Source organism: Kocuria rosea, assembly GCF_006094695.1.
GTDB lineage: Bacteria > Actinomycetota > Actinomycetes > Actinomycetales > Micrococcaceae > Kocuria > Kocuria rosea.
Map to the genome: position 1 here is coordinate 1094777 of NZ_CP035103.1, position 24158 is coordinate 1118934.

The window sequence follows — 24158 nt, forward strand, 5'->3', positions numbered from 1 at the left end:
CACGACCCCCCGAGGAGGCTCCCGGTGGCCTCGCCCCCGCCCGGCCCCGAGCGGCCCCGGCTCGCCGAGCAGCTCAGCGCCGCGCGCCGCCGCCGCGGCCTGTCGGTCCGGGCGCTCGCGGCCTCCTGCCGGCTGCCGGCCAGCACCATCCAGGGCTGGCTCAGCGGGGCGCACCTGCCCGGCCCGGCCCTGCGCGAGGAGTTCACGGCCCTGCTGGACGCCCTCGGGCTGACGGACGAGCGCCCCGCGGAGCTGTGGTGGGAGGACGTCAACCGTTCCCGCACCCCGGTCAGGCCGGACTCCACCCCGTACGTGGGCCTGCGCTCCTACCGCCCCGAGGACGAGACGCACTTCTTCGGCCGGACCGCCGAGGTCGCCGTGCTCGGCGAGCGGGTGGTGCGGCTGGCGGACGCCGGCGGGCCCCGCATCCTGGCCGTGGTGGGAGCCTCCGGCGCGGGCAAGTCCTCGCTGCTGGGCGCCGGGCTCCTCGGCCGGCTGCGGGCCGAGGGCGGGCCCCTGCACGGGTGGAGCGCCGTGGCCACGACCCCGGGCCTCGACCCGGTGCGCCGGCTCGAGGACGCCGTCGCGGCGACTCCGGACCTGCTCGTCGTCGACCAGCTGGAGGAGCTCTGGACGGGCGCCCGGGAGGCCGAGGAGCCCGGGCGGTTCCTGGACCGGCTCGCCGCGGCGAGCCGGGACCGGGTGGTCGTGGTCGGCCTGCGGGCGGACTTCTTCGGCACCGCGAGCCGGCACGCCGAGCTGCGCACCGCCCTGGAGCGCCCGGTGCTGCTGGGCGCGCTGACCCGCGAGCAGCTGGAACGGATCGTGGTGGGCCCCGCCGAGGCCGTCGGCGCCCGCGTCTCCCCGGACCTGGTCGGGGTGATCCTGCGGGACGTCGCCCCCCGCGGCACGGAGGCCGGCGTGGGCCTGCTGCCGATGCTCTCCCAGGCGATGCTCGGCACCTGGGAGCACGCCCGCACCCGCGAGCTGACGGTGGCCGACTACCACGCGGCGGGCGGCATCACGGAGGCCGTGGAGCGGCGGGCCGAGGAGGTGCACGCCCGGCTGGGCCCGCGCGAGCGGGAGGTGGCCCGCGCGGTGTTCCTGCGGCTCGTGCGCGTGGTCGGCACCGGGACCTCCGCCACGGTCGTGCGCACCCCGGTGCTCCGGGAGGAGCTGCCGGAGGGCGGGGCGGCCGTGGTCGAGGAGTTCGCCCGCGCCCGGCTGCTGACCATCGACCGGGACGAGATCCAGCTCAGCCACGAGGCCCTGCTGGACCACTGGTCCCGGCTCAGCCGCTGGATCGAGGACAGCCGCCGCGACCTCTACGTCCGCCAGCAGCTGCAGCGGGCCACCCAGATGTGGCTCGCCAACGACCGCGACCCCCTCGCCCTGATCCCGCTGGGCCAGCTCGCCTCCTTCCGGGACTGGACCGGGGACCCGCGCCAGCAGGCGCTCCTGAGCCCGGCCGAGCGCGAGTACCTGGCGGAGAGCGAGCGCCACTACGAGGACGCCCTGGAGCGGCAGAAGCGCAGCGCCCGGGAGATCGAGCGGCGCGGCCACGTGGCCCTCGTCCTGCTCGCCCTGGCCGTCTGCGCGGCCGTGGTGGCCGGGGCGCTGGGCGTCCGCGCGGAGCGCTTCCAGACCGTCGCGGAGACCGCCCGCGACGAGGCGCTCTCCCGCCAGACCGCGCTGGAGGCCTCCCGGATCCGGGGCGAGTCGCCCAACCTCGCCTCGCAGCTGAGCCTCGCGGCCTACCGGATGGCCCCCACCCGGGAGGGCACCTCGGCCCTGATCGACGCCACCGCGGTGAACGCCCCGGAGCGGTGGCTCGGCCCGGACGGCGCGTCCCGGCTCGCGGCGCTGGACGACGGCTCCGTCGTCGCGCGCGCCGCCGGGGACGGCCTGCTGTCCGTGTGGCGGGACAGCGACCGGCTCGCCGAGAACCGGGAGGACCTCGCCGTGGTCGACGGCGCCCCCGGACTGAGCGACGTGGACCTCCTGGCGGTGGACGGGCGGGTGCTCGCGGCGGTGGGCGGGCTCGGGCACGTGAGCCTGTGGGACGTCACCGGGGCGCCGGCCCGGCGGCTGGCCGGGCTCGACGTGGGGGCGGGGACACCGGTCAACGCGGTCGTCCTCTCGCCCGACGGACGGCAGCTGCTGGCCGGGGGGCGGGGCGAGGTGCTGCGCTGGTCGATCGAGGACCCCGGGGCCCCCGCGCCGCTGCCGGCCCTGGCGCTGGGGGAGGACGCAGACGTCCTGGCCCTGGCGGCCGCCCCCGACGGAACGGTCTACGCGGGCGGGACGTCCGGGGAGATCACCCGGTACGCCACCGACGGCGCCCGCGCGCAGCGCCTCGACCCGGTCCCGACCGGGCGGGTCGTCCGGGCCCTGGACCTCGCCGACGACGGCGCGCGCCTCGCCGCCGGGCTGAGCGCCCGCGAGCTGCGCCTCTACGACGTCGAGGGGGAGCGGGTCTCCCGCTCCGGGACGCTCACGGACTTCGGCAGCTGGATCAGCGACGTCTCCTTCACCCCGGACGGCGAGGCCGTCGTGGCCGCCAGCTTCGACCAGAACGCCTACGTGCACCGGCTCTCCGACCTCGCCCGCATCGACTCCCTCCCCACCGCCGCCCGGGTCACCAGCGCGCTGCGCGTGGGCGAGCGGGTGCTCACCACCTCCCAGGACGGCACCACCCGCGCATGGGACCGGCGCGGGCCCGTCATCCACCGGCAGGGCGAGCCCGTGTACCAGCTCTCCGTGGACCGGCAGCACACCGTGCTGAGCGCCGTCGGCGTCGGCCCCGACGTCGTGTCCCTCTTCGACCTCTCGGGCGAGGACCCCCGGCCGCTGCCGCCCCCGGAGGCCCCGCCCGGGGAGACCCTCTGGTACGCGGGGGCCGTGGCCCCCGACGCGTCGCTCATCGCGGGGGGCACCGAGGACGGGGACGTCCTCGTGTGGCCCCTGGACGGGGGCCGCCCGGAGGAGCCGGAGCGCGCCGCGGCCATCGAGGCGGGCATCACGGGCGCCGACGTCACGACGGACGCCGGCACGATCGCGGCGTGGTCCGAGGTGGGCTCCGAGATCGCCCTCCTGCGCCGCGGCCCCGAGGCGCCGCTCCGGCGGGTGGCCACGATCCCCGTCCCCGGCTCGGAGGCCGCCCGGTTCGACGCGGACGGCACCCTGTTCGCCGCGGCGGACGACACCAACGGCGTGGAGCTGTGGGACGTGTCCGACCCCGCCGCCCCGCGGCGGGCCGCGGGGCTGGCCCTCGACTCCGTGGCCACCTCGATCGCGTTCTCCCCGGTGGCCGACCTCCTGGCCGTGGGCACGGAGGCGGGCCGGGTGCGGCTCTGGGACGTCGCGGACCCGTCCGACCCCCACCCCGTGGGCGAGACCTCGGACGCCCTGTCCTCCGTCAAGGGCCTGCAGTTCTCCGCGGACGGCACCCTGCTGGCCGGGGCCTCCGGCGACAAGTTCGTGTGGATGTGGACCGTGGGCGCCGCGGACCTCGACGTCTACGCGGCCCTGTCCGCCTCCGGCGACCGGATGAACGACGTGCGGTTCGTGGGGGACCGGCTGGTCGCCACCGGCGACGACGGCGTGGTGCGCAGCTGGCTGGTCCGGGCCGAGGACGCGGTCGAGGCGGTCTGCGCCAACCGGGGCGACCCGATCACGGAGGACGAGTGGCGCCGGCACGTGACCGGCGCCCCCTACCGGGACCTGTGCTGAGGCCCCTGCTGTGACCTGGGCCGGGGCGGCCTACTTGGCGTCCGCGTAGGACTCCACCACGGCCACGCTGACGGGGAACTCCACCGGGATCCGCCCGAACACCAGCCGGGCCGCCCGCTCCGCGCACTCGCGGACCAGCCCGGCGGCCCGCTCGGCGTCCTCCCGCGCGCAGTGCAGCACAACCTCGTCGTGCAGGAAGAACACGAGCTCGGCGTCGACCGCCTCCCGCGCCAGCGCCGAGCGGATGGCGCCCATCCAGCACACGGCCCACTCGGCGGCCGTGCCCTGGACCACGAAGTTGCGGGTGAACCGGCCCTGCCCGCGGGCCATCGCCCCGGCGCGCCGCTCGGCCTCCTCGGTGGCGGTGTCCCGCTGCGTCGCGTCCCACGCCGGGCCCGGCAGCGGGGACCAGCGGCCCAGGTGCGTGCGGACCTGTCCGCCCGTCTCGCCCACCCGGGCGGCCTGCTCCACGTAGTCCACGGCGCGGGGGAACATCCGCGCGAGGTGCGGCATGAGCCGGCCCGACTGGCCCGTGGTGGCCCCGTACATCGCGCCCAGCATGGCCACCTTCGCCTGGGGGCGCTCGGTCAGCTCCGAGCCCCGCTCCTCGCCGAGGTCGGCGATGGCCTGGTAGAGGTCCCTGCCGCGGGACGCGGCGGCCAGGGCGTCGTCGTGGGCCAGCGCCGCCAGCACGCGCGGCTCGAGCTGGGCCGCGTCCGCCACCACGAGCACGCGCCCGGGATCCGCCCGCACGGCGTCCCGCACCACGTGCGGGATCTGCAGGGCGCCCCCGCCGCGGGCCGACCAGCGGCCGGTGACCACCCCGCCCACCACGTACTCCGGGCGGAAGCGGCCGTCCCGCACCCACGTGGCCAGCCAGTGCCACCCGTTGGCGCTGAGCAGCCGCGCCTGCTTCTTGTGCTCCAGGACGGGCTCGATCAGGGCCTGGCGCCGGGCCGCCAGGCCGGGCACGGCCCGCGCCCACTCGACGAGCTCCCACTGCCGGGTGCTCGTCACGTCGATCCCCGCCGCCCGCATCGCCTTGAGCAGCTCCTGCGGGGAGTCCGGGTTCAGCCCCGGCGCGTGCAGCGTCTCCCGCAGCCGGGCCACGGTCTCCTCCATCCGCGGGGGGCGCTCCCCGGGCGCCGGCTCGGGGCCCAGGGCGTCCTCCAGCAGGGCCCGGTGGACGTCCTCCCGCCAGGGCACCCCGGCGTGCTGCATCTCCGCGGCGATCAGCGCGCCCTGGGACTCCGCGGCCAGCAGCAGGGTCAGCCGGCGGGCGTCCACCGCGCCGGCCACCGCGGCGAGCTGTGCCCGCAGCTCGGCGACCAGCACGGCCGCGTCGGGACCCGTGGCGCGGGGGAGGTCGAACAGGCTCGACTGGTCCTCGGCGGGGGACGGCGGCGGGAGCAGCCCGGGCGCCTCGTCGGCGGGCAGCGGCGGCAGCACCGGTTCGTAGGGCAGCGGGCCGTCGGCGCCGGACCCGTGGGCGGTGGCGGCCGTGGCGAGGATCGCCTGGCACAGCCGCAGGTCGTGGCAGCGCTCCACCCGGACGCCGGCGGCCAGCAGCTGCGGGTAGACGGCGCCCGTTCGCTCCCAGGTCCAGCGCGGCGGCGTGGACCCGGCGCGCCGGGCGGCCTCCTCGCGGTCGGCGACGAACGCGGCCAGCTCCCCGGCGGGCACGTCGACGCCGGGCCCGTCCGGGTCCCCGGAGCCCGTCAGGTCCTGGACCCGGTGCCCGCCCCGGCCGTCCTGTGCTGGTCCCACCACGATGTGCATCCGGCCATTGTCCTGCACGGGTCCGTCACGCTACGCCGGTGCCCGGACTGCACACGCCCGCGGGGCCGCCGGAAGCCCGCCGCCCGTCCACACCGGCGCCCCCGCCGGGCCGGCCCGGTGCCGCCCGCCCGGACAGTGGGGCCATGAGCACCGCCGCCCACCTCTCCGCCCCGGCCCCGCCGCATCCGGGCACCGCGGTCCGCGCGCGCACCGTGCGCCTCGTCAGCGAGGACGCCGGGCTGCGCGCCACGGTCGAGCGCGTCTGCGCGGCCGCCGGCGCCGACCTGCTGGCCGATCCGCCCGGCGCGGCGGCGGCCACCGCGCCGGGCACGCTCGCGGACACCGAGCTCGTGGACGTGCGCCACGCCGTGCGGGGGCGGGTCCGTCCGGGCACGGTGCTCGTGGGCCGGCCCGAGGACCCCGGGATCTGGGACCGGGCGGCCGACCTCGGCGGCTGCGCCGTGGCCGTGCTGCCCGACGCCGCCGGATGGCTCGCCGACCTGCTCACCGCCCGGCCCGGCGGCCCCGCCGGTCCCGGCGGCACGGGCCGGGTGCTGGGCGTGCTGGGCGCCGTGGGCGGGGCCGGCACGTCCACGCTGGCGTGCTGGCTCGCCGACCGCGCCGCGCACGAGGACCGGCCGGCCGTCCTCGTGGACGCGGACCGCGCCGGCTGCGGCATCGACGTCCTGCTGGGCCTCGAGGACCAGGACGGTCTGCGCTGGCCGGACCTGCTCCGGATCGCCGGGACGGTGCACGCCGAGCAGCTGTGGCCGGCCATGGCCCGGACCGGACAGCTGCGCTGGCTCTCCTGGGACCGCTCCCAGCCGGACGGAGCCGCCGCGCCGTACGCCGGCGTGCTCGAGGCGCTGCGCCGGGCGGCCGCCCTCGTCGTCGTGGACCTGGGCCGGGCGGGGGCGGGCACGGCGGACACCGCGGCCCTGTGCGACGAGGTCCTCGTGCTCACGCCCCGGACGGTGCGCGGCGTGCTGGCCGCGCGGTGGGCCGCCGGTTCCCTGGCGGGCGCCAGTGCCCGCCTGGTGCCGGCCGGGCTCAACGTGGCCGACGTGGACGACGCCCTCGCCGCCGCCACGACCGGTCTGCCCGTCGCCGGCTCCCTGCGCTTCTCCGGCGCGGTGCCGGAGGCCGCCGAGACGGGCCGGCTGCTCGAGGCGGGCCGCTCCCGGCGGCTCGCCCGGGACGTGGCGGGCCTGCTCGAGGCCGTGGGGGCCGCCCCGTGAGCGCCGCGCTGCCGGCCGCCCTGCTCGACGACGTGCGGGACCGGCTGCTGGCCGCCCCCGGGCCGGTCACGGACACCGACATCGCCGCGGCCGTGCGCGCGAGCGGCCGGGTGCTCGGGGCCGCCGGCACCCTGCGGGCGGTGCAGGCCGTGCGCGCCGAGCTGACCGGTCTCGGTCCGCTCGAGCCGCTGCTGCCGCACCGGGGTCTCACCGACGTCTACGTCAACGGGCCGGACCAGGTCTGGCTCGAGACCGAGGCCGGGGTGCGCCGCGTCCCGTCCCCCTTCCGCACCGACGCCGAGGTGCGCGCCCTGGCCGTGCGCCTGGTCACCGCCGCAGGACGCCGCCTCGACGCCGCCCACCCGTGCGTGGACGTCCAGACGGCCGCCGGCTACCGGGTGCACGCCGTCCTCCCGCCGATCTCCACGGGCGGGACCCTGCTCTCCGTCCGCTTCCGCAGCACGAGGACCCTGTCCCTGCAGGACCTCGTGGCGGCGGGGACCGTCCACCCCGGCACCGCCGAGCTCCTCGTGGGCGCCGTGCGCTCGGGCGCCAACTTCCTGGTCAGCGGCGCCACCGGGGCGGGGAAGACGACCGTCCTCAACGCCCTGCTCTCCTGCTCCCCGGCGCACGAGCGGATCGTGCTCATCGAGGACGCCGCCGAGCTTCGGCCCGAGCACCCCCACGTGGTCGGTCTCCAGGCGCGGCACGCCAACACCGAGGGCGCGGGCAGCATCGACCTGGCGGAGCTCGTCCGGCAGGCCCTGCGGATGCGGCCCGACCGGCTCGTGGTGGGCGAGTGCCGCGGCGCCGAGGTGCGCGAGCTCCTCACGGCCCTGAACACCGGCCACGCGGGGGCGGGCACCGTGCACGCCAACTCCGCCGAGGCGGTCCCCGCCCGGCTCTCGGCCCTGGGCGCCCTGGCCGGGATGAGCCGGGAGGCCGTGACGCTGCAGGCCGCGAGCGCCCTGGACCTGGTCGTCCACGTGGCCCGGGCGGGCGGGCGCCGAGAGATCCGGGCGGTGTCCCTGCTCGAGGACCGGGCCGGCGCCCTCGTCTCCGTGCCCGCGGCGGTCCGGTCCCACGACGGCGTGCGCCGCGGCCCGGGCTGGGACGGGCTGTGCGCCCTGCTCGACCACCGGCCCGACCGAACGCCCGGCGACGCGTCCGACCGCTCGCCCGACCGTTCGCCCCACCCCGGCGGGGACCTCGCGGGAGGCCGGCCGTGAGCACGGTCCTCGTCCTCTGCCTCGCCCTCTGCCTGTGCCTCGCCGGGGGCGCCGCGGTGCTGGTCGCGGGTCCGGGCCACCGCGTCCGGTCGGCCGCGAGGGCGGGCGCCGGCACCGTCGTCCCGGTCCGGTGGTGGGCCCGGTTCGCCCGGGACGCCGAGACGGAGGCCGCCGAGTGGATCGCGCTGCTGCGCCGGCTCGCGGCGCTGCTGGAGGCGGGCCGGTCCCCGGCGGCCGCGTTCGAGGGAGCGGGGCCCGGGGGCCGCGCCGCCCGCACGGGCACCGGCCGGCACCTCGAACTGCTGTGCACGTCCGTGGCGGCCGCCGCCCGCCTGGGGCTGAGCGTCTCGACCGCCCTGGCGGGGGTGCCGGCCCCGGAGCTGGGCCACCGCGCGCTGGAGCGGCGGGCCGTCGCCACCACCGCCGAGCTCTCCCTGTGCTGGGAGGTCTCCGAGCGCACCGGCGCGCCCCTCGCCGCCCTGCTCGGCGGCCTCGCCGACGCCCTCGAGGCGGAGCTCGACGCCGAGGCCGCACGCGGCACCGCCCTGGCCGGCCCCCGCTCCACCGTCCGGATCCTGACCTGGCTCCCGGTGCTCGGCATCGGACTGGGCATGCTCATGGGCGTCGACCCGCTGCGCACGCTGCTCACCACCCCGTGGGGGCTGGCCGCCCTCGTGGCCGGCGCTGCGCTCACGGGCCTCGGCCGGGTGTGGACGCGCACCCTGATCAGCCGCGCCGAGGCGGTGGGTGCGCGATGACCGCCCTCGCAGCGCCCGCCGCCGGGCTGCTCCTGGTGGCGGCCGTGGCGCTGGCGGCGCTCCCGTCCCGAGCCCGGCTGCCGGGAACGCCCCGTCCGGCCGCGGCCCGCCGCCGCCCGCCGGGACCGCACGTCTCCGCCGGCGTCCTCGTGGAGCTCACCGCCGCCATGCTGGACGCCGGTCTGCCGCTCGCGGAGGCCGTGGCGGTGCTGGGCGGGTGCCGGACGGACGCCAACGGCGCCGCCCTCGAAGGCGTGGGCTCCCGGCTGCGGCTCGGGCTGCCCTGGCACACGGCGTGGACCTCGGCGGGCGAGCTGCCCACGCACCTGGCCGACTACCGCGAGGCGCTCACGTTCACCGCGACGTCCGGGGCGCCGTCGGCCCGGAGCCTGCGCTCGCAGGCCGCCCAGGTCCGGCGTGCCGCCTACCGGCGGGCCGAGCGCGCCGCGGAGTCGCTGTCCGTCCAGCTCGTGCTGCCCCTGGGCCTGTGCTCCCTGCCGGCCTTCGTCTGCTGGGGCGTCCTGCCGGTCGTGATGGGGCTCGTGCCCGAGGTGTTCGGATGACCCGCCGCGCCCGGAGCCGCGGGCCCCCGGCCGCCGGGGCGTTCCCCGTCCGCCCCTGCGCCCTCGAGGACCGGCCCGGCGCCGCTGCGCTGCGCCGTCCGCCGTCCTCCGGCGGGCCCTGCCGCCCGTCCGGCACCGGCTCGGCGAGTGCTGCTCGCCCAGTGCTGCCCGGCCCGTGCTGCCCGGCCAGTGCCGGCCGTCCGGCACCTGCTCACCCCGCACCAGTTCGCTCCGCACCGAAAGGAACCATCATGTCCCAGCACCAGATCACCGCCTCCCGTCCCGCCCGGAAGCGCCGCAGCCCCTCCGGGCCCGGCCTGGAGGTCGCCGCCGGGGGCCGCCCGGTCGCACCGTCCGCCCGCCGGGCCACCGGCGCCCCGCCCCGCCCGCTCGTCCGGGCCGGGGACCCGGACCTCGGTGCGACCACCGTGGAGTACGCCATGGTCGTGCTCGCCGCGGCGGCCTTCGGCGGGGTCATGGCCGCGGTCCTCTCCTCCGGCCAGGTGCGCGAGCTCCTGACCGCGATCATCGAGAAGGCGCTCGGCGTCTGAGCGGCTGCTCCCGCGGGGTCCGTGGTGCCGTCCCCGGCGCCGCGGACCCCGCGGGAGCGTCCTCCCCGTCCGTCCTGGCCGCCGGTCCCAGCAACCCGAGCCGCCGTGCGCCCTGCCCGTGAGGAGTCCACCATGCCCGCCCACCGCCCCCGATGCTCATCCCGTGGTCGGTCTCGTCCGCCGTCCCGACCCCGTTCCCGTGCTTCCCGGTGGCGTGTCGGTTCCCGCCTCCGTCCGTGGTCGCCGCGCGGCCCCAGGTCCCGGTCCGCGCCGCGGCCGGTGCCGCCGGACCGCGGCGCCGTCACCGCCGAGACGGCCGTGCTGCTGCCCGCCCTCGTGCTGCTCCTGGCCGTGCTCCTCGCGGCCGCCGCGGCCGGGATGACCCTGATCCGCTACGAGGAGGCCGCGCGGGCCTCGGCCCGGGCCGCCGCCCGCGGCGAGAGCGCCGCCGTGGTCCGCTCCACGGCGCTGCGCGTGGCCGGGGAGGACGCCGCGATCCGCCTGGGCGGGAACGCGGGGACGGCCACGGTCACCGTCACCGGCCCCGCCCCCGGCATCCTCGGGACCTGGGGCGGCTGGGAGCTGCGCGCGGACGCCTCCGCCGAGACGGAGGGGGCCGGAGCGGCCGATGGGCACGGTGGCTGAGCCCGCGGTGCCGGGCATCCCGGGGCGGCCCGACCGCTGTCCGGACCGCGACGGCGACCGGGGGAGCGGCACCGTGCACGCGCTGACGCTCACCCTGGTGCTCGGCGTGCTGCTGGTGGCCGTGCTGCTGCTGGCCCAGGCGGGGATCGCGACCCACCGTGCCGGCAAGGCCGCCGACCTCGCGGCGCTCGCCGCCGCCGACACCGCCCGGGGCCTCGTGGCCGGCGACCCGTGCGGCGCCGCCGAGCGCGTGGCCCGGGACAACGGGGCACGGCTCGAGCGGTGCGCGCTCGTGGAGCCGGAGCGGGTCGTCGTGGACGTGCGCACCGCCGTGGCCCTGGACGGGCCGCTCGCCCGCTTCGGGGCCGCCCGCGGCGTGTCCCGGGCCGGGCCCCCGGAGGCCGCCCGTGCGCCGTGAGGACTCAGGCGCGGGGGGCGTCGTGCAGCACCGCGTCGATCAGCCGCACGGCGCCGGCCTTGTCCAGCGGGTTGTTGCGGTTGCCGCACTTCGGCGACTGCACGCAGGACGGGCACCCGTGCTCGCACTCGCACGAGGAGATCGCCTCCCGGGTGGCGCCCAGCCACGCGACGGCCGTGGCGTAGCCGCGCTCCGCGAACCCCGCCCCGCCCGGGTGGCCGTCGTAGACGAACACCGTGGGCAGCTCCGTGTCGGCGTGCAGCGCGGTCGAGAGCCCGCCCACGTCCCAGCGGTCGCACGAGGCCACGAGCGGCAGCAGGCCGATCGCGGCGTGCTCGGCCGCGTGCAGCGCCCCGGGGACGTCGGGCTCCTCGATCCCCGCGCCGGTCAGCACGGGGCCCGGCACGGTGAACCACACGGACTTCGTGAACAGGTCGCGGGCCGCGAGGTCCAGGGGCTCCTCGCCCAGCACCTCGTTGGAGATCACGGCCTTGCGCTGGAACGAGACCACTTTCGTGGTGACCTGCACCTGGCCGAAGTGGACGGTCACCGGCCCCCAGCGCTCCGAGCGCTCCTCGGCGACCACGCTCACCTGCGTGATGTCCCGCGCGGTGGTGTAGAAGTCGGGGTTCGCCCGCGTCACGGCGGCCACCGAGCCCGCCTCGTCGAGCTCGTCCACGATGTAGGTCCGGCCCTGGTGCACGTACACGGCCCCCGGGTGGGCCTGGTAGTGGGACTGGGGGGAGTCCATCGTGCCGAGCACCGCGCCGGTGTCCGTCTCGATGATCCGGATCGGCCCGCCGCCGTCCGAGCGCAGCGACACCATCCCGGCCGCGGACTGGGGGTGCGTCCAGAACCAGCCGTTCGGCCGGCGGCGCAGGTGCCCGCTGGCCACGAGCGAGCCGAGCACCTCCGGCGCGGTGGGCCCGAAGCTGTCGATCTCCTCCGCGCGCAGCGGCTGCTCGGCCGCGGCCGCGCACAGGTGCGGGGCCAGCACGTAGGGGTTGGAGGGGTCGAACACCGTGGCCTCGATGTCGACGTCGAAGATCGCCTCCGGATGGTTCACGAGGTACGTGTCGAGGGGGTCGTCGCCCGCCACGAAGGCGGCCAGGGCCTCCTGCCCGGCCCGGCCCGCCCGGCCGATCTGCTGGAAGAAGGACGCCCGGGTGCCGGGCCATCCGGCCACGACCACGGCGTCCAGCCCGGCCACGTCGATGCCGAGCTCGAGCGCGGACGTGCTCGCGATCCCGAGCAGCCGCCCGTCCCGCAGCGCCTCCTCGAGCTCCCGGCGCTCCTCGGGGAGGAACCCGGAGCGGTAGGCCGCCACCCGGTGGGCCAGCGAGGGGTCGACCTCCTCCAGCTGCCGGTGGGCGATCTGGGCGATCGTCTCCGCGCCGCGGCGGGACTTGATGAACGCGATGGTGCGGACCTGGCGGAGCACCAGGTCGGTGAGCATGTCGGCGGTCTCGGCCAGGGCGGTGCGGCGCACCGGGGCGTCGTTCTCGCCGCCGCCGTCGGTCTGCTCCGGCTCCCAGAGCACCACGGTGACCGGTCCGTGCGGGGAGAAGTCCGTGGTCACCGGCGTCACCTCGGCCTCGGGGACGCCGACGAGGCGGGCGAAGGAGGCGTGCGGCTCGAAGGAGGTCGCGGACGCCCCGATGAAGACGGGGTCCGCGCCGTAGAGACGGCAGATCCGGCGCAGCCGCCGCATGAGGTTGGCCACGTGCGAGCCGAAGACACCCCGGTAGGAGTGGGCCTCGTCCACCACGACGTACTTCAGGCGGCGGAAGAACCGGGACCAGCGCGCGTGGTTGGGCAGCACCCCGTAGTGCAGCATGTCCGGGTTGCACAGCACCACGTCGGCGTGGTCCCGGACCCACCGGCGCTCCGCTGGGTCGGTGTCGCCGTCGTAGGTCGCGGCGCGCAGGGTCGGCAGGCCGAGGGCGTCCAGGCCCTTGAGCTGGTCGGCGGCCAGGGCCTTGGTGGGGGACAGGTAGAGGGCCGTGGCCTCGTCCGGGTGGTGGATCATGCCCGGGTTCGCCAGCGCCGCGAGCCGGCCGCGGTGCACGGCGTCGGCCACGGGCGCCTGGTAGGCGAGGGACTTCCCGGACGCGGTCCCCGTGGCGACCACCACGTGTCGGGGGGCCAGCACCGCCTGGACCTGGTGCAGGTACGGCGCGTGCACGCCGAGCCGTTCCCAGGCCGCGACCACGTCCGGGTGCAGGTGCTCGGGCCACGGGACCGTCACGGCGTCCCGGTCGGGCATCTCCCGGACGTGCCGCACCTGCTCCGGCGCGTCGCCGCGGCCGAGCAGGGGGATCAGGGAGACGTGGTCGGAGGACGGCACCGGTTCATTGTGCCACCGCCGCCCCGGCGGCCCCACCGGCGGGGCGGCCGCCGGGAGCCGCCAGGGCAAAGGCGCTCGGTGCTGTCCCGGCGGCTCCGTGCGGCGCCGCGGCGCGGTGGCGCCCTGCCGCTGCGGCGCGTCTCAGCCCTGCGTGTCCGCGCCCCGGGTCCGCCGGTGCACGCGGGCCTCCCACGGCCGCAGCAGCCCCTCGTCGCCGGGGACCACGCCGTCGGGGCGGTTGCCGATCAGCAGCTCGGCGCCGGCCCAGCCCTCGGGCAGTTCGGTGCGGACCTCCTCGCCCGAGACGTTGGCGAGCACCAGCAGCTCGACGTCCCCGAGCCGCCGGGTGAAGGCGTAGAGCTGCTCGTGGTGGGGGGCCAGCATGGTGAAGTCGCCCAGGGCGACCACGGGCTCGGTGTGCCGCAGCTCGATGAGTCGCCGGTAGTGGTGGAACACCGAGTGCGGCTCGGCCCGGGCGGCCTCGGCGTTGACCTCGTCGTGGTTCGGGTTGACCGCGATCCACGGGGTGCCGGTGGTGAACCCGGCGTTCGCGCCCGCGGTCCACTGGACCGGGGTGCGGGCGTTGTCCCGGCTCGACCAGCGCAGTCCGCGCAGCACCCCGGCGGGGTCCGCGCCGGCGGCCACGGCGTGGCGGTAGTGGTTGACCGACTCGATGTCGCGGAAGTCCTCGATCGTCTCGAACGGTGCGTTGGTCATGCCCAGCTCCTCGCCCTGGTACACGTAGGGCGTGCCGCGGTGCAGGTGCAGCAGGGTGGCCAGGCAGGTCGCGGAGGCCACCCGGTGCTCGGGGCTGTCGTCGCCGAAGCGGGAGACCGCGCGGGGCTGGTCGTGGTTGTTCCAGTACAGGGAGTTCCAGCCGACCTCCTCCAGGCCCTCCTGCCAGCGGCCCAGCGAGGCCTTCAGGTCCGTCAGGCGCAGCGGCTCGGGGTCGAACTTCCCGCCGGGCCCGTGGTCGAGGCCCACGTGCTCGAACTGGAAGACCATGTCCACCTCGGCGCGGGCCGGATCGGTGAAGAGCTGGGCCTGCTCCACGGTGACGCCGGGCATCTCGCCCACCGTGATGAGCTCGGCGTCCCGGCCGGCGAAGACCTCGCGGTGCATCTCCTGGAGGAACTCGTGGATCCGGGGACCGCACAGGTAGGACGCGGAGCCGTCGCCCCAGGGCGTCCCGTCCACCGGGGGCCCGTCGTGCAGGTGGCCGTCCTCGGCGACGTCCTTGCTGATCATGTTGATGACGTCCATGCGGAAGCCGTCCACGCCGCGGTCCAGCCACCAGCGCATCATGGCGTGGACGGCCTGCCGCACCTCGGGGTTCTCCCAGTTCAGGTCCGGCTGCTTGCGGGAGAACAGGTGCAGGTAGTACTCCCCGGAGGCCTCGTCCAGCTCCCAGGTGGAACCCGAGAAGAAGCTCTGCCAGTTCGTCGGCTCCGCGCCCGGCGCGCCGGCCTCCATCCCCCGGCGGGGAGCGCGCCACCAGTACCAGTCCCGTTTCGGCGAGTCCGGCGAGGAGCGGGACTCGACGAACCACGGGTGCTCGTCGGAGGTGTGGTTGACCACGAGGTCCATCACCAGTTTCATGCCGCGGGCGTGCACCGCCCCGAGCAGCTCGTCGAACTGCTCGAGGGTGCCGAAGACCGGGTCGATGTCCTGGTAGTCGCTGATGTCGTAGCCGTTGTCGTCCTGCGGGGACGAGTAGATCGGGGACAGCCAGACGACGTCCACGCCCAGGTCCTGCAGGTGGTCGAGGTGGGCGATGATGCCGCCGAGGTCGCCGATCCCGTCGCCGTCGGAGTCCGCGAAGGAGCGGGGGTAGATCTGGTAGACGACCGCGTCGGTCCACCACGCGGGGGTGTCCCCGGCGCCGCTGCCGGTGCCGGGCCGCTGCGCGGTGATGTCCTGCTGCTGGGTGCGGGTGCTCATTCGGCTGCTCCTCGGGTGACGCCGCTGACGACCGCCCGTCGGCAGGCAACGGCCCCCGGCGTGGCGGCGTCGTCGTGCAGCCGCGAGCGGTCTCGATACCCGACCAGTCTGCTCGAACGGAGTGCACCGGCAACACCGCCGAGCCCGAACCGGAAGCAACATAAATACACACGTGGTATGTTCGAATCAACACCCCGAGGGTGGCGTCGGTCCGCGTGCCGCACTGCACTCCACCGCACGGACGGCTCGACGAACCCGGAGAACGGATGTCCGAGATGCTCCCCGACCGCCGACGGCGGGAGATCCTCGACCGCGTGCGCGCCTCGGGTGCGGTGCGGGTCGCGGACCTGGTCGCCGAGCTGGGCGTGTCCGACATGACGGTGCGCCGGGACCTGGACCGGCTGGCTCGGGACGGGGAGCTGCAGAAGGTCCACGGCGGGGCGAAGCTGCCGGCGGGATCCTCCGCGGCCGAGCCCGGATTCACGCACAAGTCCGAGCTGCAGCTGCCGGAGAAGGCGGCCATCGCCGCCGCCGCCGAGGCGATGGTGCGGCCGGGCATGTCAGTCTCGCTGAACTCCGGGACCACCACCTTCGCGCTGGCCCGCGCCCTGCGCCGCGTCAGCGACATCACGGTGGTGACGAACTCCCCGCGGATCGCCGACGTGCTCCAGGACGCGCCCGCCACGGGACAGACGGTGGTCCTGCTGGGCGGGGTGCGCACCCCCTCGGACGCCCTGGTGGGCCCGCTGGCCACCGCGGCCCTGCGCACCCTGCACGTGGACCTGGCCTTCCTGGGCGTGCACGGTCTGTCCGAGCGCGACGGGCTGACCACTCCGAACATGATGGAGGCCGAGATCAACCGCCTCTTCCTTCAGCGCTGCGACCGCAGCGTGGTGCTGGCCGACTCCACGAAGTGGGGCCTGTCCGGGCTCCACCGCATCGCCGGTCTCGACGAGGTCGACACCGTCGTGACCGACGACGGTCTGGGCGCCGCCGACCGCGAGACCCTGAGCCAGCACGTCCCCGACCTGCGACTGGAGCCCGTCCGATGACCTCTCCCGCCCCCGCCGAGCGCGCCGCCGCGCCGCTGTTCGCGCACCGGACCCACCACCTCGCCGACGGACGGGAGGCCGTGTTCTTCTCCGACCGCGGCACCCCGCCCGTGGAGCACGTGGTGGACCGCCGGCCCCTGGACGCCCGCTCCGGCGGCGGTGAGGTGCGCTTCGACCGGCTGACGGGGGAGTGGGTGGCGGTGGCCGCCCATCGGCAGGCGCGCACCTACCTGCCCCCGGCCGACCAGTGCCCGCTGTGCCCGAGCGTGGGTGGGCGCGAGTCGGAGATCCCGGCGGAGGACTTCGACGTCGTCGTCTTCGAGAACCGCTTCCCCTCGCTGGGCCCGGAGCTGGCCGAGCTGCCGGACCCGCGACAGGTGGGGGAGCGGTCCCTGTGGGGAGTCCCGTCCCCGGCCGTGGGGCGGTGCGAGGTGGTGGTGTTCACCCCGGAGCACCAGGGCTCCTTCGCGTCCCTGTCCTCCGAGCGGGCGCGCACCGTGGTGGAGGCCTGGGCCCAGCGCACCGACGCGCTCTCGGCCATGGCCGGGGTCCGGCACGTGTTCCCGTTCGAGAACCGGGGTGAGCAGATCGGGGTGACCCTGCACCACCCGCACGGGCAGATCTACGCCTACCCCTATCCGGCCCCGCACGCGGCCCGGCTCGCGGCCCGCTCCCGGGCGCACCTCGAGGCCACGGGGCGGACCCTGATGGGCGAGGTCCTGGCCGACGAGACCGCCGCCGGGGACCGCATGGTGCTGGCCGGGCAGCACTTCTCCGCCTACGTGCCCTACGCCGCGCGCTGGCCCCTGGAGGTCCACCTCGTCCCGCACCGCCGCGTCCCGGACCTCGCCGCGCTCACGGGGCAGGAGCGGGACGAGCTGGCGGTCCTCTACCGCGATCTGGTGCAGCGGGTGGACCGGCTCTACGACACGCCGACCCCCTACATCGCCGCCTGGCACCAGACCCCCGTGAATGCGGCGGACCGGGAGGCCGGCCGGTTGCACCTGCAGCTCACCAGCCCGCGCCGGGCCGAGGACAAGCTGAAGTTCCTGGCCGGCTCCGAGGCCGCCATGGGGGCGTTCATCAACGACGTCACCGCGGAGCAGACCGCCGCACGCCTGAGGGAGGCCGCACGATGACCGGACAGCACACCCCCCAGCCGGCCGCTCGGCAGACAGGCCAGGACGACGCCGCCCGGGCGGATGAGCTCTCCCGCCGCTTCACCGAGGTGTACGGCCACGCCCCGGACGGGGTGTGGCGTGCCCCGGGACGGGTGAACCTCATCGGGGAGCACACCGACTACAACGACGGCTTCGTGCTGCCCTTCGCCATCGACCGCTCGGCGATGGTCGCCGTCCGGCTGCGCCGGGACGCGGAGCAGGGGCGGCGGACCGGGCAGGGCGAGGACGCGATCCGGCACGACGTCGTCGACCTGGCCTCCACGTACGCCCCCGACGGCGGGGGGCTGTCCCGGGCCCGGTTCCGGATCCCCGGGCTCGCCCCCGGGGCGGTCGGCGGCTGGGGGGCGTACCCGGCCGGCGTGGTGCACGTGCTCGCCGGCCTCGACGGGGTGGAGGTGCCCGGGTTCGAGCTGCTGCTGGACTCGACCGTCCCCGTGGGCGCGGGCCTGTCCTCCTCGCACGCCGTGGAGGTCGCCACGATCGTGGCCCTGAACGACCTGCTCGGACTGGATCTGGACCGGCCGGCGATGGCGCGGCTGACGCAGCGGGCGGAGAACGAGTTCGTCGGCGCCCCGACCGGGATCATGGACCAGTCGGCCTCCCTGCGCGGCCGGGCCGGCGCGGCGCTGTTCCTGGACTGCCGCACCCAGGAGGCCGAGCTCGTGCCGCTGCCGGTGGCCCGGCACGGGCTCGCCGTCCTGGTGGTCGACACGAAGGTCGCCCACTCCCACGCCGACGGCGGCTACGCCGCCCGGCGCGCCTCCTGCGAGCGCGGGGCCGCCGCCCTCGGAGCGGTCTCCCTGCGCGACGTCCCGGACGGGACCGACCTGAGCGGACTGGACGAGGAGACCGCCCGCCGGGTCCGGCACGTGCTCAGCGAGAACCGCCGGGTCCTGGAGACGGTCCGGCGGCTGCGGGCCGGGGACGTCCGGGGCATCGGGGAGCTGCTGGTCGCCTCCCACGCCTCGATGCGGGACGACTACGAGATCTCCTGCCCCGAGCTCGACCTCGCCGTCGACGCGGCCCTGGCCGCCGGGGCCGCCGGCGCGCGGATGACCGGCGGGGGCTTCGGCGGCTCCGCGATCGCCCTCGTGCCCGCGGCGCGGGCGGAGCAGGTCGGGAACGCGGTCGCCGAGGCCTTCGCGGACCGGGGTCACCGGGCGCCGGACGTCTTCGTCGTCGTGCCGGGGGAGGGTGCCGGCCGGGTGCGGTGAGGCGCGGATCCTTCGCAGGACGACGTCGGTGGCACCGCGCCACTGCTCCTCGGCCCCGGGCCCACTGGGCCCGGGGCCGGCGTCATCGCAGGGCGCACTCTTGACGTGCAGTGTGATCTGGATCATCCTTGTGTTCAAGATATAAACACAGTTGCCAGCATATGGCAACGGTCCGGCCGGCCGGGCTCCTCGCGAACCCGTCCACCCGCCGGTGCACCTCTCTCCAGCTCCGCTCACGTCCCTGCCCCCGCCGTCCGGGGTGCCCTCAGCGAAGGACCTCCCATGCACAACGCTCCTCCACCGGCCGCGGCCGCGACCCACGGCAAGACCCCGAAGAAGGCGGCCCTGGCCAGCTGGATCGGCTCCGCCCTGGAGTACTACGACTTCGCCGTCTACGGGACGGCCGCCGCCCTGGTGCTCAACCACCTGTTCTTCCCGGCCGACACGTCCCCCGGGGTGGCGATCCTGCTGTCGATGGGCACCGTGGGCGTCGCCTATGTCGTCCGGCCCCTGGGGGCCCTCATCATGGGCCCCCTCGGCGACCGGTTCGGGCGCAAGTTCGTGCTGATGCTGACCCTGTTCATGATGGGCGCCGGCACCTTCGCCGTCGGCTGCCTGCCGACCTACGACCAGGCCGGCCTGCTGGCCCCGGCCCTGCTCGTGACCTGCCGCGTCATCCAGGGGCTGTCGGCCTCCGGCGAGCAGGCCAGCGCGATCTCGGTCTCGCTGGAGCACTCCGAGGAGCACCGGCGGGCCTTCACCACGAGCTGGACGCTGCAGGGCACCCAGTTCGGCACCCTCCTCGCCACCGCCGTCTTCATCCCCTTCACGCTCGTGCTCACCGAGGAGCAGCTGTTCAGCTGGGGCTGGCGGGTCCCGTTCTGGCTCTCCGCCGTCGTGGTGGTCGTGGCCTATCTGATCCGCCGCCACCTGGAGGAGCCGCCCGCCTTCGAGCAGGCCCGGGCCGTGCTGCCCGGCGAGAAGCCGGCCACCCCCCTCGCCCTGATGTTCAAGCACCACAAGACCGCGGTGCTGCGCGTGGCCGCGGCCGCGATGATCAACACCGTCAACGTGGTCTTCCTGGTGTGGTCGCTGTCCTTCGCCACCTCCGTGGTGGGCCTGGACCGCTCGACCATGCTCTGGGTCTCCGTCATCGCCAACGCCGTGGCCCTGCTCGTGATCCCCGTGGCGGCCACGGTCGCCGACCGGGTCGGGCGCAAGCCGGTGTTCATCACCGGGGCGGCCGGCGCGGCCGCGATGATGTATCCCTACCTGGCCGCCGTCCACGCCGGGAACTGGACGCTGATCTTCCTCCTCGGCGCCGTCATGTCCGGCTTCTTCTACTCCATGGCCAACGGCATCTGGCCCTCCTTCTACGCGGAGATGTTCCCCACCCGGGTGCGCGTGACGGGGCTGGCCCTGGGCACCCAGATCGGCTTCGCGATCTCCGGCGGCTTCGCCCCCGTCCTGGCCAGCTCCCTGGCCGGGGCCGAAGGGGACAACTGGCTGGGCGTGGCGGGGTTCGTCACCGGCGCCTGCCTGGTCGCCGTGGCCGCCGCCCTGACGGCCAAGGAGACCAAGGACAGGACCCTGGGCCAGATCGACGACCTGCACACCACCCGCACCGAGGCGGCCGAGCTGGAGCGGCTGCAGGGGGCGGGCACCGCCTCCGGCCGCTGAACGCTCCGGAAGCGCTGACGATGGCGGACGCCCCGGCCGGTCACCCCGGCCGGGGCGTCCGCCCGTCCCGGACCGGGCCCCGGTCACGAACATGACACGGGTCACGCCCGCGGAGGCCCCGTGCCAGAATGACCGCATGAGCAACCCCATGAACATCTCCGGGCACAATCCCGACAAGGAGGCCCGGGCGCACCGGCCGCCGGTCACGGAGCTGACCCCGGAGCAGTGCTGGGAGCACCTCTACAGCGCACGCTTCGGCCGGATCGCCACCATGGACGGCGACGAGATCGAGATCACCCCCATCAACCTCGTGGCCGACGACGGGAAGATCTACTTTCGCACCGCCAAGGGCACCAAGCTGCTGCACCTGGTGCTCAACGAGCACGTCGCCGTGCAGGTCGACCAGGCACAGGGCGGGGAGGCCTGGTCCGTGATCGTGCGCGGCACGGCCCGCCAGCTGACCGACCCGGAGGAGACCGACCGGGTGGACGAGCTGCCGCTGCGGCCGTGGGTCGGGACCACCAAGCTCGAGTACGTGGAGGTGGCCCCCACGAAGGTCACCGGCCGCGTGTTCCACCTGGGCCACTGACCCGGCGCCCGGACCGCTCGGCGCCGGACGCCCCGCCGCGCTTGTAGCCTGGACCCGTGGCACAGCACCGGATCGTCCTGCACTACGTCTTCACCCCGCTCCCCGACCCCACGGCCGTGATGCTCTGGCAGCGCGCCCTGTGCGAGGGGCTGGGCCTGCGCGGGCGGATCATCGTCTCCCCGCACGGGCTCAACGCCACCGTGGGCGGTGAGGTCGGGGCGCTCAAGCAGTACGCCCGCACCACCCGCTCCCACCCCGGTCTCCGGGACACGGTGTTCAAGTGGTCGGACGGCTCGGCCGAAGACTTCCCGCGGCTGTCGGTCAAGGTCCGGGACGAGCTCGTGTCCTTCGGCGCGCCCGGCGAGCTCGAGGTCGACGAGCACGGCGTGGTCGGCGGCGGCACCCGCCTGGCGCCCGACGCCGTGGACGAGCTCGTGGCCCGCCGCGGCGAGGACGTCGTGTTCTTCGACGGGCGCAACGCCCACGAGGCCCGGATCGGGCGCTTCCGCGGGGCCGTGGTCCCGGACGTGGCGCACACCCGCGACTTCGTGGCCGAGCTGGACTCCGGGAAGTACGACCACCTCAAGACCCGGCCCGTGGTCACCTACTGCACCGGCGGGATCCGGTGCGAGGTGCTCTCCGCACTGATGCGCAACCGCGGCTTCCAGGAGGTCTACCAGCTCGACGGCGGCATCGCCGAGTACGGCCGCGAGCGCGGGGACCGGGGGCTGTGGGAGGGGTCCCTGTACGTCTTCGACCGGCGCATGCACGTGCGGTTCACCCCGGCCGCGGTCACGATCGGGCGCTGCGACCGGTGCGCCGGCCCCGCGAACCGCTTCGTCAACTGCGCGGACGGCACCTGCCGCGCCCTCGTGCTCGCGTGCCCGGCCTGCCTCGAGGAGCGGCCGCGGCTCACCTGCCCGGCCGGGTGCGGCACCGCCACGGCACCGGGGGCCGGCGACGGCGCCCCGGTCGCCGTCGCACCCGCCCCCGCACCCGTGCCCGTGCCGACGGGCGCCGCATGAGCCCCGCCGCCCCCGGCCCCTCGGCGGCACCGGCCTTCTCCCGGGTCCCGGGGACCCCCGTCTCCGACGACCCGCGGGCGCCGGCCGAGCTGCACGACGCCCTCCGCCGGACGGGCTTCACCCACGACCGCGTGGCGGAGCTGCTGGGGGAGGCCGCCATGGACGCGCTCGCACGGGACCAGGCGGTGCCCGCCCTGCGGGTCCTCGAGCCGGCCCTCCGCACGCCCGGGCACCCGGACCGGGGCCTCGCCGGGGTCGTCTCGCTCTTCCTGCTCGGCCGCACCGTCCCCGCGGAGACGCTCGCGCCCGCCCCGGTGCGCCCGGAGCAGCTCGTGGGCCTGGGCCTCGCCGAGGAGACGGAGGGCGGGCTGCGCTCCACCGTGGACCTGCGCCCCCACGCCTCCGACGACGGGACGGAGCTGTACGTGGCGAGCGACCTGGGGGAGTCCCAGCGCCCCGGCGTGCTGCGCCGCGACCACGTGCTGGGCATCGGCCAGGCCTCCCTGACGCTGGCCCAGACGACCGACCGCCGCCGGGTGGACCGGGCGCTGGACCTGGGGACCGGGTGCGGCATCCAGGCGTTCCACCTGCTCGCGCACGCGGGGCACGTGACCGCCACCGACGTCTCGGACCGGGCCCTGGGCTTCACCCGGTTCAACCTGCTGCTCAACGCGCAGGCGCTCGGGATCGACCCCGACCGGCTCGAGGACCGCGTGAGCCTGCGGGCGGGATCCCTCCTGGAGCCCGTGCGCGGTGAGCGGTTCGACCTCGTGGTGTCCAACCCGCCGTTCGTCATCACCCCGCGCCCCGCCGGGGAGACCCCTCTCGACCGCTACACCTACCGGGACGGCGGTCTGCCGGGGGACCGGATCGTGGCCGACCTGGTGCGGGGGCTGCCCGGGGTCATGGCCCCCGGGGCCACTGCCCACCTGCTCGGCAACTGGGAGGTCCTCGCCCCGCCGCCCGGGGACGCGCGGCCGGCCGCCGAGCGCTGGGCGCAGCGGCCCGAGCAGTGGGTGCCCGAGGGCGTCGACGCCTGGTTCGTCCAGCGGGAGCTGGCCGGCCCGGAGGAGTACGCCGAGACGTGGCTGCGGGACGCGGCGGAGTCCCGCGACCTCGAGCACTACGAACGCGCCTACCGCGCCTATCTCGACGACTTCGCCGCCCGCGGCGTCGAGGCCGTTGGCTTCGGGATGATCCGCCTCCGCCGCCCGTCCCGGGCCCGGCCCGGGGGCGCGCTCCGCCGCTTCGAGCACGTCCCCCACCCGGTCCAGCAGCCGCTCGCCCCCGCGCTCGCCGCCGCGTGGGAACGGGCCGACTGGCTCGCCGCGCACCCCCAGGACTGGCTGGACGCCCACCTCGTGGCCGCCGAGGACGTCACCGAGGAGCGCCACCAGCGCCCCGGCGCGGAGCACCCCGGCGTGATCCTGCTCCGGCAGGGGGCCGGGCTGCGCCGGACCGTGGTGCTCTCGAGCGAGGCCGCGGGCTTCGCCGGGGCCTGCGACGGCGAGCTGAGCGCCCGGCAGATCTTCGGGGCGCTCGCCGCCCTGCTGGACTGGGCGGGCGAGGAGCGGCAGCGGCTGACCGAGGAGGTCCGGCACCTCGTGCTCGACGGCTTCCTCGTGCCGCAGGAGCCGGTGCCGCCCGCCGCCTGAGCGACGTTGTGGGCGGATGAGCAGGCGGCGCCGCGACGGTGGGGGTGGGAGGATGGGAGCATGAGCATCGGAGACAACCTGAACCCCATCAAGACCCTCGACAAGGACACCGTCTGGCAGCTCCTCGAGCAGCACCCCTTCGGCCGGCTGGCCGTCGAGGCCGCCGGTCTCGTGGACATCTTCCCGGTGAACTACGTGGTCCACCAGCGCAAGCTGTACTTCCGCACGGCCCAGGGCTCCAAGCTCTCGAGCCTCATCGTCAACGACCAGGTGGCGTTCGAGATCGACGAGGTCTCGGAGGAGCACGTCGTGCGCTCCGTGGTGGTCCACGGCCGGGCCCGCCGGCTCGAGACGCGCGCCGAGATCGACGCCGCGGAGGAGCTGCCGCTCAGGCCGTGGGCGCCCACGCTGAAGTACAACTTCGTGGTCATCGACGTGGAGCACGCCACGGGCCGCGAGTTCACGATCGGCGACGAGCCCGAGCGCTACCCCTCCTGAGACCGGTCCGGGCCGCCCGGGCCGGGCGGCCCGCGCGGCCCGCCCGGGGACGCCGATGTCCTC

19 protein-coding genes are annotated in these 24158 nt (G+C 76.3%); 16 read left to right on the plus strand and 3 right to left on the minus strand.

Features of this window, described 5'->3' with window-relative positions:
• Window positions 1–24: 24 nt before the first annotated feature.
• Complete coding sequence (locus EQG70_RS05060) at window positions 25–3732, plus strand: nSTAND1 domain-containing NTPase (RefSeq protein ID WP_167508858.1); 3708 nt, start codon at window positions 25–27, stop codon at window positions 3730–3732.
• 30 nt (window positions 3733–3762) lie between these two features.
• On the opposite strand, the gene EQG70_RS05065 is transcribed toward EQG70_RS05060, so the two are convergent.
• Window positions 3763–5511 (minus strand): bifunctional 3'-5' exonuclease/DNA polymerase, encoded by a 1749-nt coding sequence (locus tag EQG70_RS05065; protein WP_109268167.1) that lies wholly within the window; start codon window positions 5509–5511, stop codon window positions 3763–3765.
• 143 nt (window positions 5512–5654) lie between these two features.
• On the opposite strand from EQG70_RS05065, the gene ssd reads away from it, so the two are divergent.
• The 7 genes from ssd (at window position 5655) to EQG70_RS05100 (ending at window position 10913) form a co-directional block, all read left to right on the plus strand.
• On the plus strand, window positions 5655–6749 hold the full coding sequence (gene ssd, locus EQG70_RS05070) for a septum site-determining protein Ssd (RefSeq protein ID WP_017832511.1): 1095 nt from the start codon (window positions 5655–5657) through the stop codon (window positions 6747–6749).
• On the plus strand, window positions 6746–7978 hold the full coding sequence (locus tag EQG70_RS05075; protein WP_017832510.1) for a TadA family conjugal transfer-associated ATPase: 1233 nt from the start codon (window positions 6746–6748) through the stop codon (window positions 7976–7978). Before ssd ends, EQG70_RS05075 begins: the two co-directional genes overlap by 4 nt.
• Window positions 7975–8736 carry a type II secretion system F family protein gene (locus EQG70_RS05080; protein WP_017832509.1) on the plus strand — a complete coding sequence of 254 codons (762 nt, stop codon included), beginning with the start codon at window positions 7975–7977 and terminating at the stop codon, window positions 8734–8736. The genes EQG70_RS05075 and EQG70_RS05080 overlap by 4 nt, the downstream gene beginning before the upstream one ends.
• Window positions 8733–9299: a type II secretion system F family protein gene (locus tag EQG70_RS05085; RefSeq protein WP_017832508.1), complete on the plus strand. Its 567-nt coding sequence runs from the start codon at window positions 8733–8735 to the stop codon at window positions 9297–9299. The genes EQG70_RS05080 and EQG70_RS05085 overlap by 4 nt, the downstream gene beginning before the upstream one ends.
• A gap of 251 nt (window positions 9300–9550) precedes the next feature.
• Entirely contained in the window at window positions 9551–9850 is a 300-nt protein-coding gene (locus EQG70_RS18295; protein WP_017832507.1) for a DUF4244 domain-containing protein, read from the plus strand.
• A gap of 279 nt (window positions 9851–10129) precedes the next feature.
• The gene (locus tag EQG70_RS05095) at window positions 10130–10495 is read left to right on the plus strand and encodes a TadE family type IV pilus minor pilin (RefSeq protein ID WP_017832506.1); all 366 of its coding nucleotides are present in this window, start codon (window positions 10130–10132) and stop codon (window positions 10493–10495) included.
• Window positions 10479–10913 (plus strand): Rv3654c family TadE-like protein, encoded by a 435-nt coding sequence (locus EQG70_RS05100; RefSeq protein ID WP_017832505.1) that lies wholly within the window; start codon window positions 10479–10481, stop codon window positions 10911–10913. The genes EQG70_RS05095 and EQG70_RS05100 overlap by 17 nt, the downstream gene beginning before the upstream one ends.
• A gap of 4 nt (window positions 10914–10917) precedes the next feature.
• Here the strand turns inward: EQG70_RS05100 and EQG70_RS05105 are convergent, their stop codons facing one another.
• Together EQG70_RS05105 and EQG70_RS05110 are read right to left on the minus strand one after the other, a co-directional pair.
• A complete protein-coding gene (locus EQG70_RS05105; RefSeq protein ID WP_109268166.1) occupies window positions 10918–13260 on the minus strand; it encodes a DEAD/DEAH box helicase in 2343 nt (780 codons plus the stop codon).
• 141 nt (window positions 13261–13401) lie between these two features.
• Window positions 13402–15201: a glycoside hydrolase family 13 protein gene (locus EQG70_RS05110; RefSeq protein ID WP_232035264.1), complete on the minus strand. Its 1800-nt coding sequence runs from the start codon at window positions 15199–15201 to the stop codon at window positions 13402–13404.
• A 266-nt stretch (window positions 15202–15467) separates the two neighbouring features.
• On the opposite strand from EQG70_RS05110, the gene EQG70_RS05115 reads away from it, so the two are divergent.
• From EQG70_RS05115 to EQG70_RS05150, 8 genes are all read left to right on the plus strand, one after another.
• Window positions 15468–16253 carry a DeoR/GlpR family DNA-binding transcription regulator gene (locus tag EQG70_RS05115; protein WP_109268165.1) on the plus strand — a complete coding sequence of 262 codons (786 nt, stop codon included), beginning with the start codon at window positions 15468–15470 and terminating at the stop codon, window positions 16251–16253.
• The gene (gene galT, locus EQG70_RS05120) at window positions 16250–17392 is read left to right on the plus strand and encodes a galactose-1-phosphate uridylyltransferase (protein ID WP_109268164.1); all 1143 of its coding nucleotides are present in this window, start codon (window positions 16250–16252) and stop codon (window positions 17390–17392) included. The genes EQG70_RS05115 and galT overlap by 4 nt, the downstream gene beginning before the upstream one ends.
• The gene (gene galK / locus EQG70_RS05125) at window positions 17389–18648 is read left to right on the plus strand and encodes a galactokinase (RefSeq protein WP_017832500.1); all 1260 of its coding nucleotides are present in this window, start codon (window positions 17389–17391) and stop codon (window positions 18646–18648) included. The genes galT and galK overlap by 4 nt, the downstream gene beginning before the upstream one ends.
• A gap of 282 nt (window positions 18649–18930) precedes the next feature.
• Window positions 18931–20328: an MFS transporter gene (locus tag EQG70_RS05130; protein ID WP_109268163.1), complete on the plus strand. Its 1398-nt coding sequence runs from the start codon at window positions 18931–18933 to the stop codon at window positions 20326–20328.
• A 136-nt stretch (window positions 20329–20464) separates the two neighbouring features.
• Window positions 20465–20917 (plus strand): pyridoxamine 5'-phosphate oxidase family protein, encoded by a 453-nt coding sequence (locus tag EQG70_RS05135; RefSeq protein WP_232035265.1) that lies wholly within the window; start codon window positions 20465–20467, stop codon window positions 20915–20917.
• Between the two features lie 56 nt (window positions 20918–20973).
• Window positions 20974–21942, plus strand: coding sequence for an oxygen-dependent tRNA uridine(34) hydroxylase TrhO (gene trhO / locus EQG70_RS05140; protein WP_109268162.1), 969 nt, complete (start codon window positions 20974–20976; stop codon window positions 21940–21942).
• On the plus strand, window positions 21939–23597 hold the full coding sequence (locus EQG70_RS05145) for a DUF7059 domain-containing protein (protein WP_232035266.1): 1659 nt from the start codon (window positions 21939–21941) through the stop codon (window positions 23595–23597). The genes trhO and EQG70_RS05145 overlap by 4 nt, the downstream gene beginning before the upstream one ends.
• A gap of 60 nt (window positions 23598–23657) precedes the next feature.
• Window positions 23658–24095, plus strand: coding sequence for a pyridoxamine 5'-phosphate oxidase family protein (locus EQG70_RS05150; protein WP_017832495.1), 438 nt, complete (start codon window positions 23658–23660; stop codon window positions 24093–24095).
• The last annotated feature ends 63 nt before the right edge of the window (window positions 24096–24158 follow it).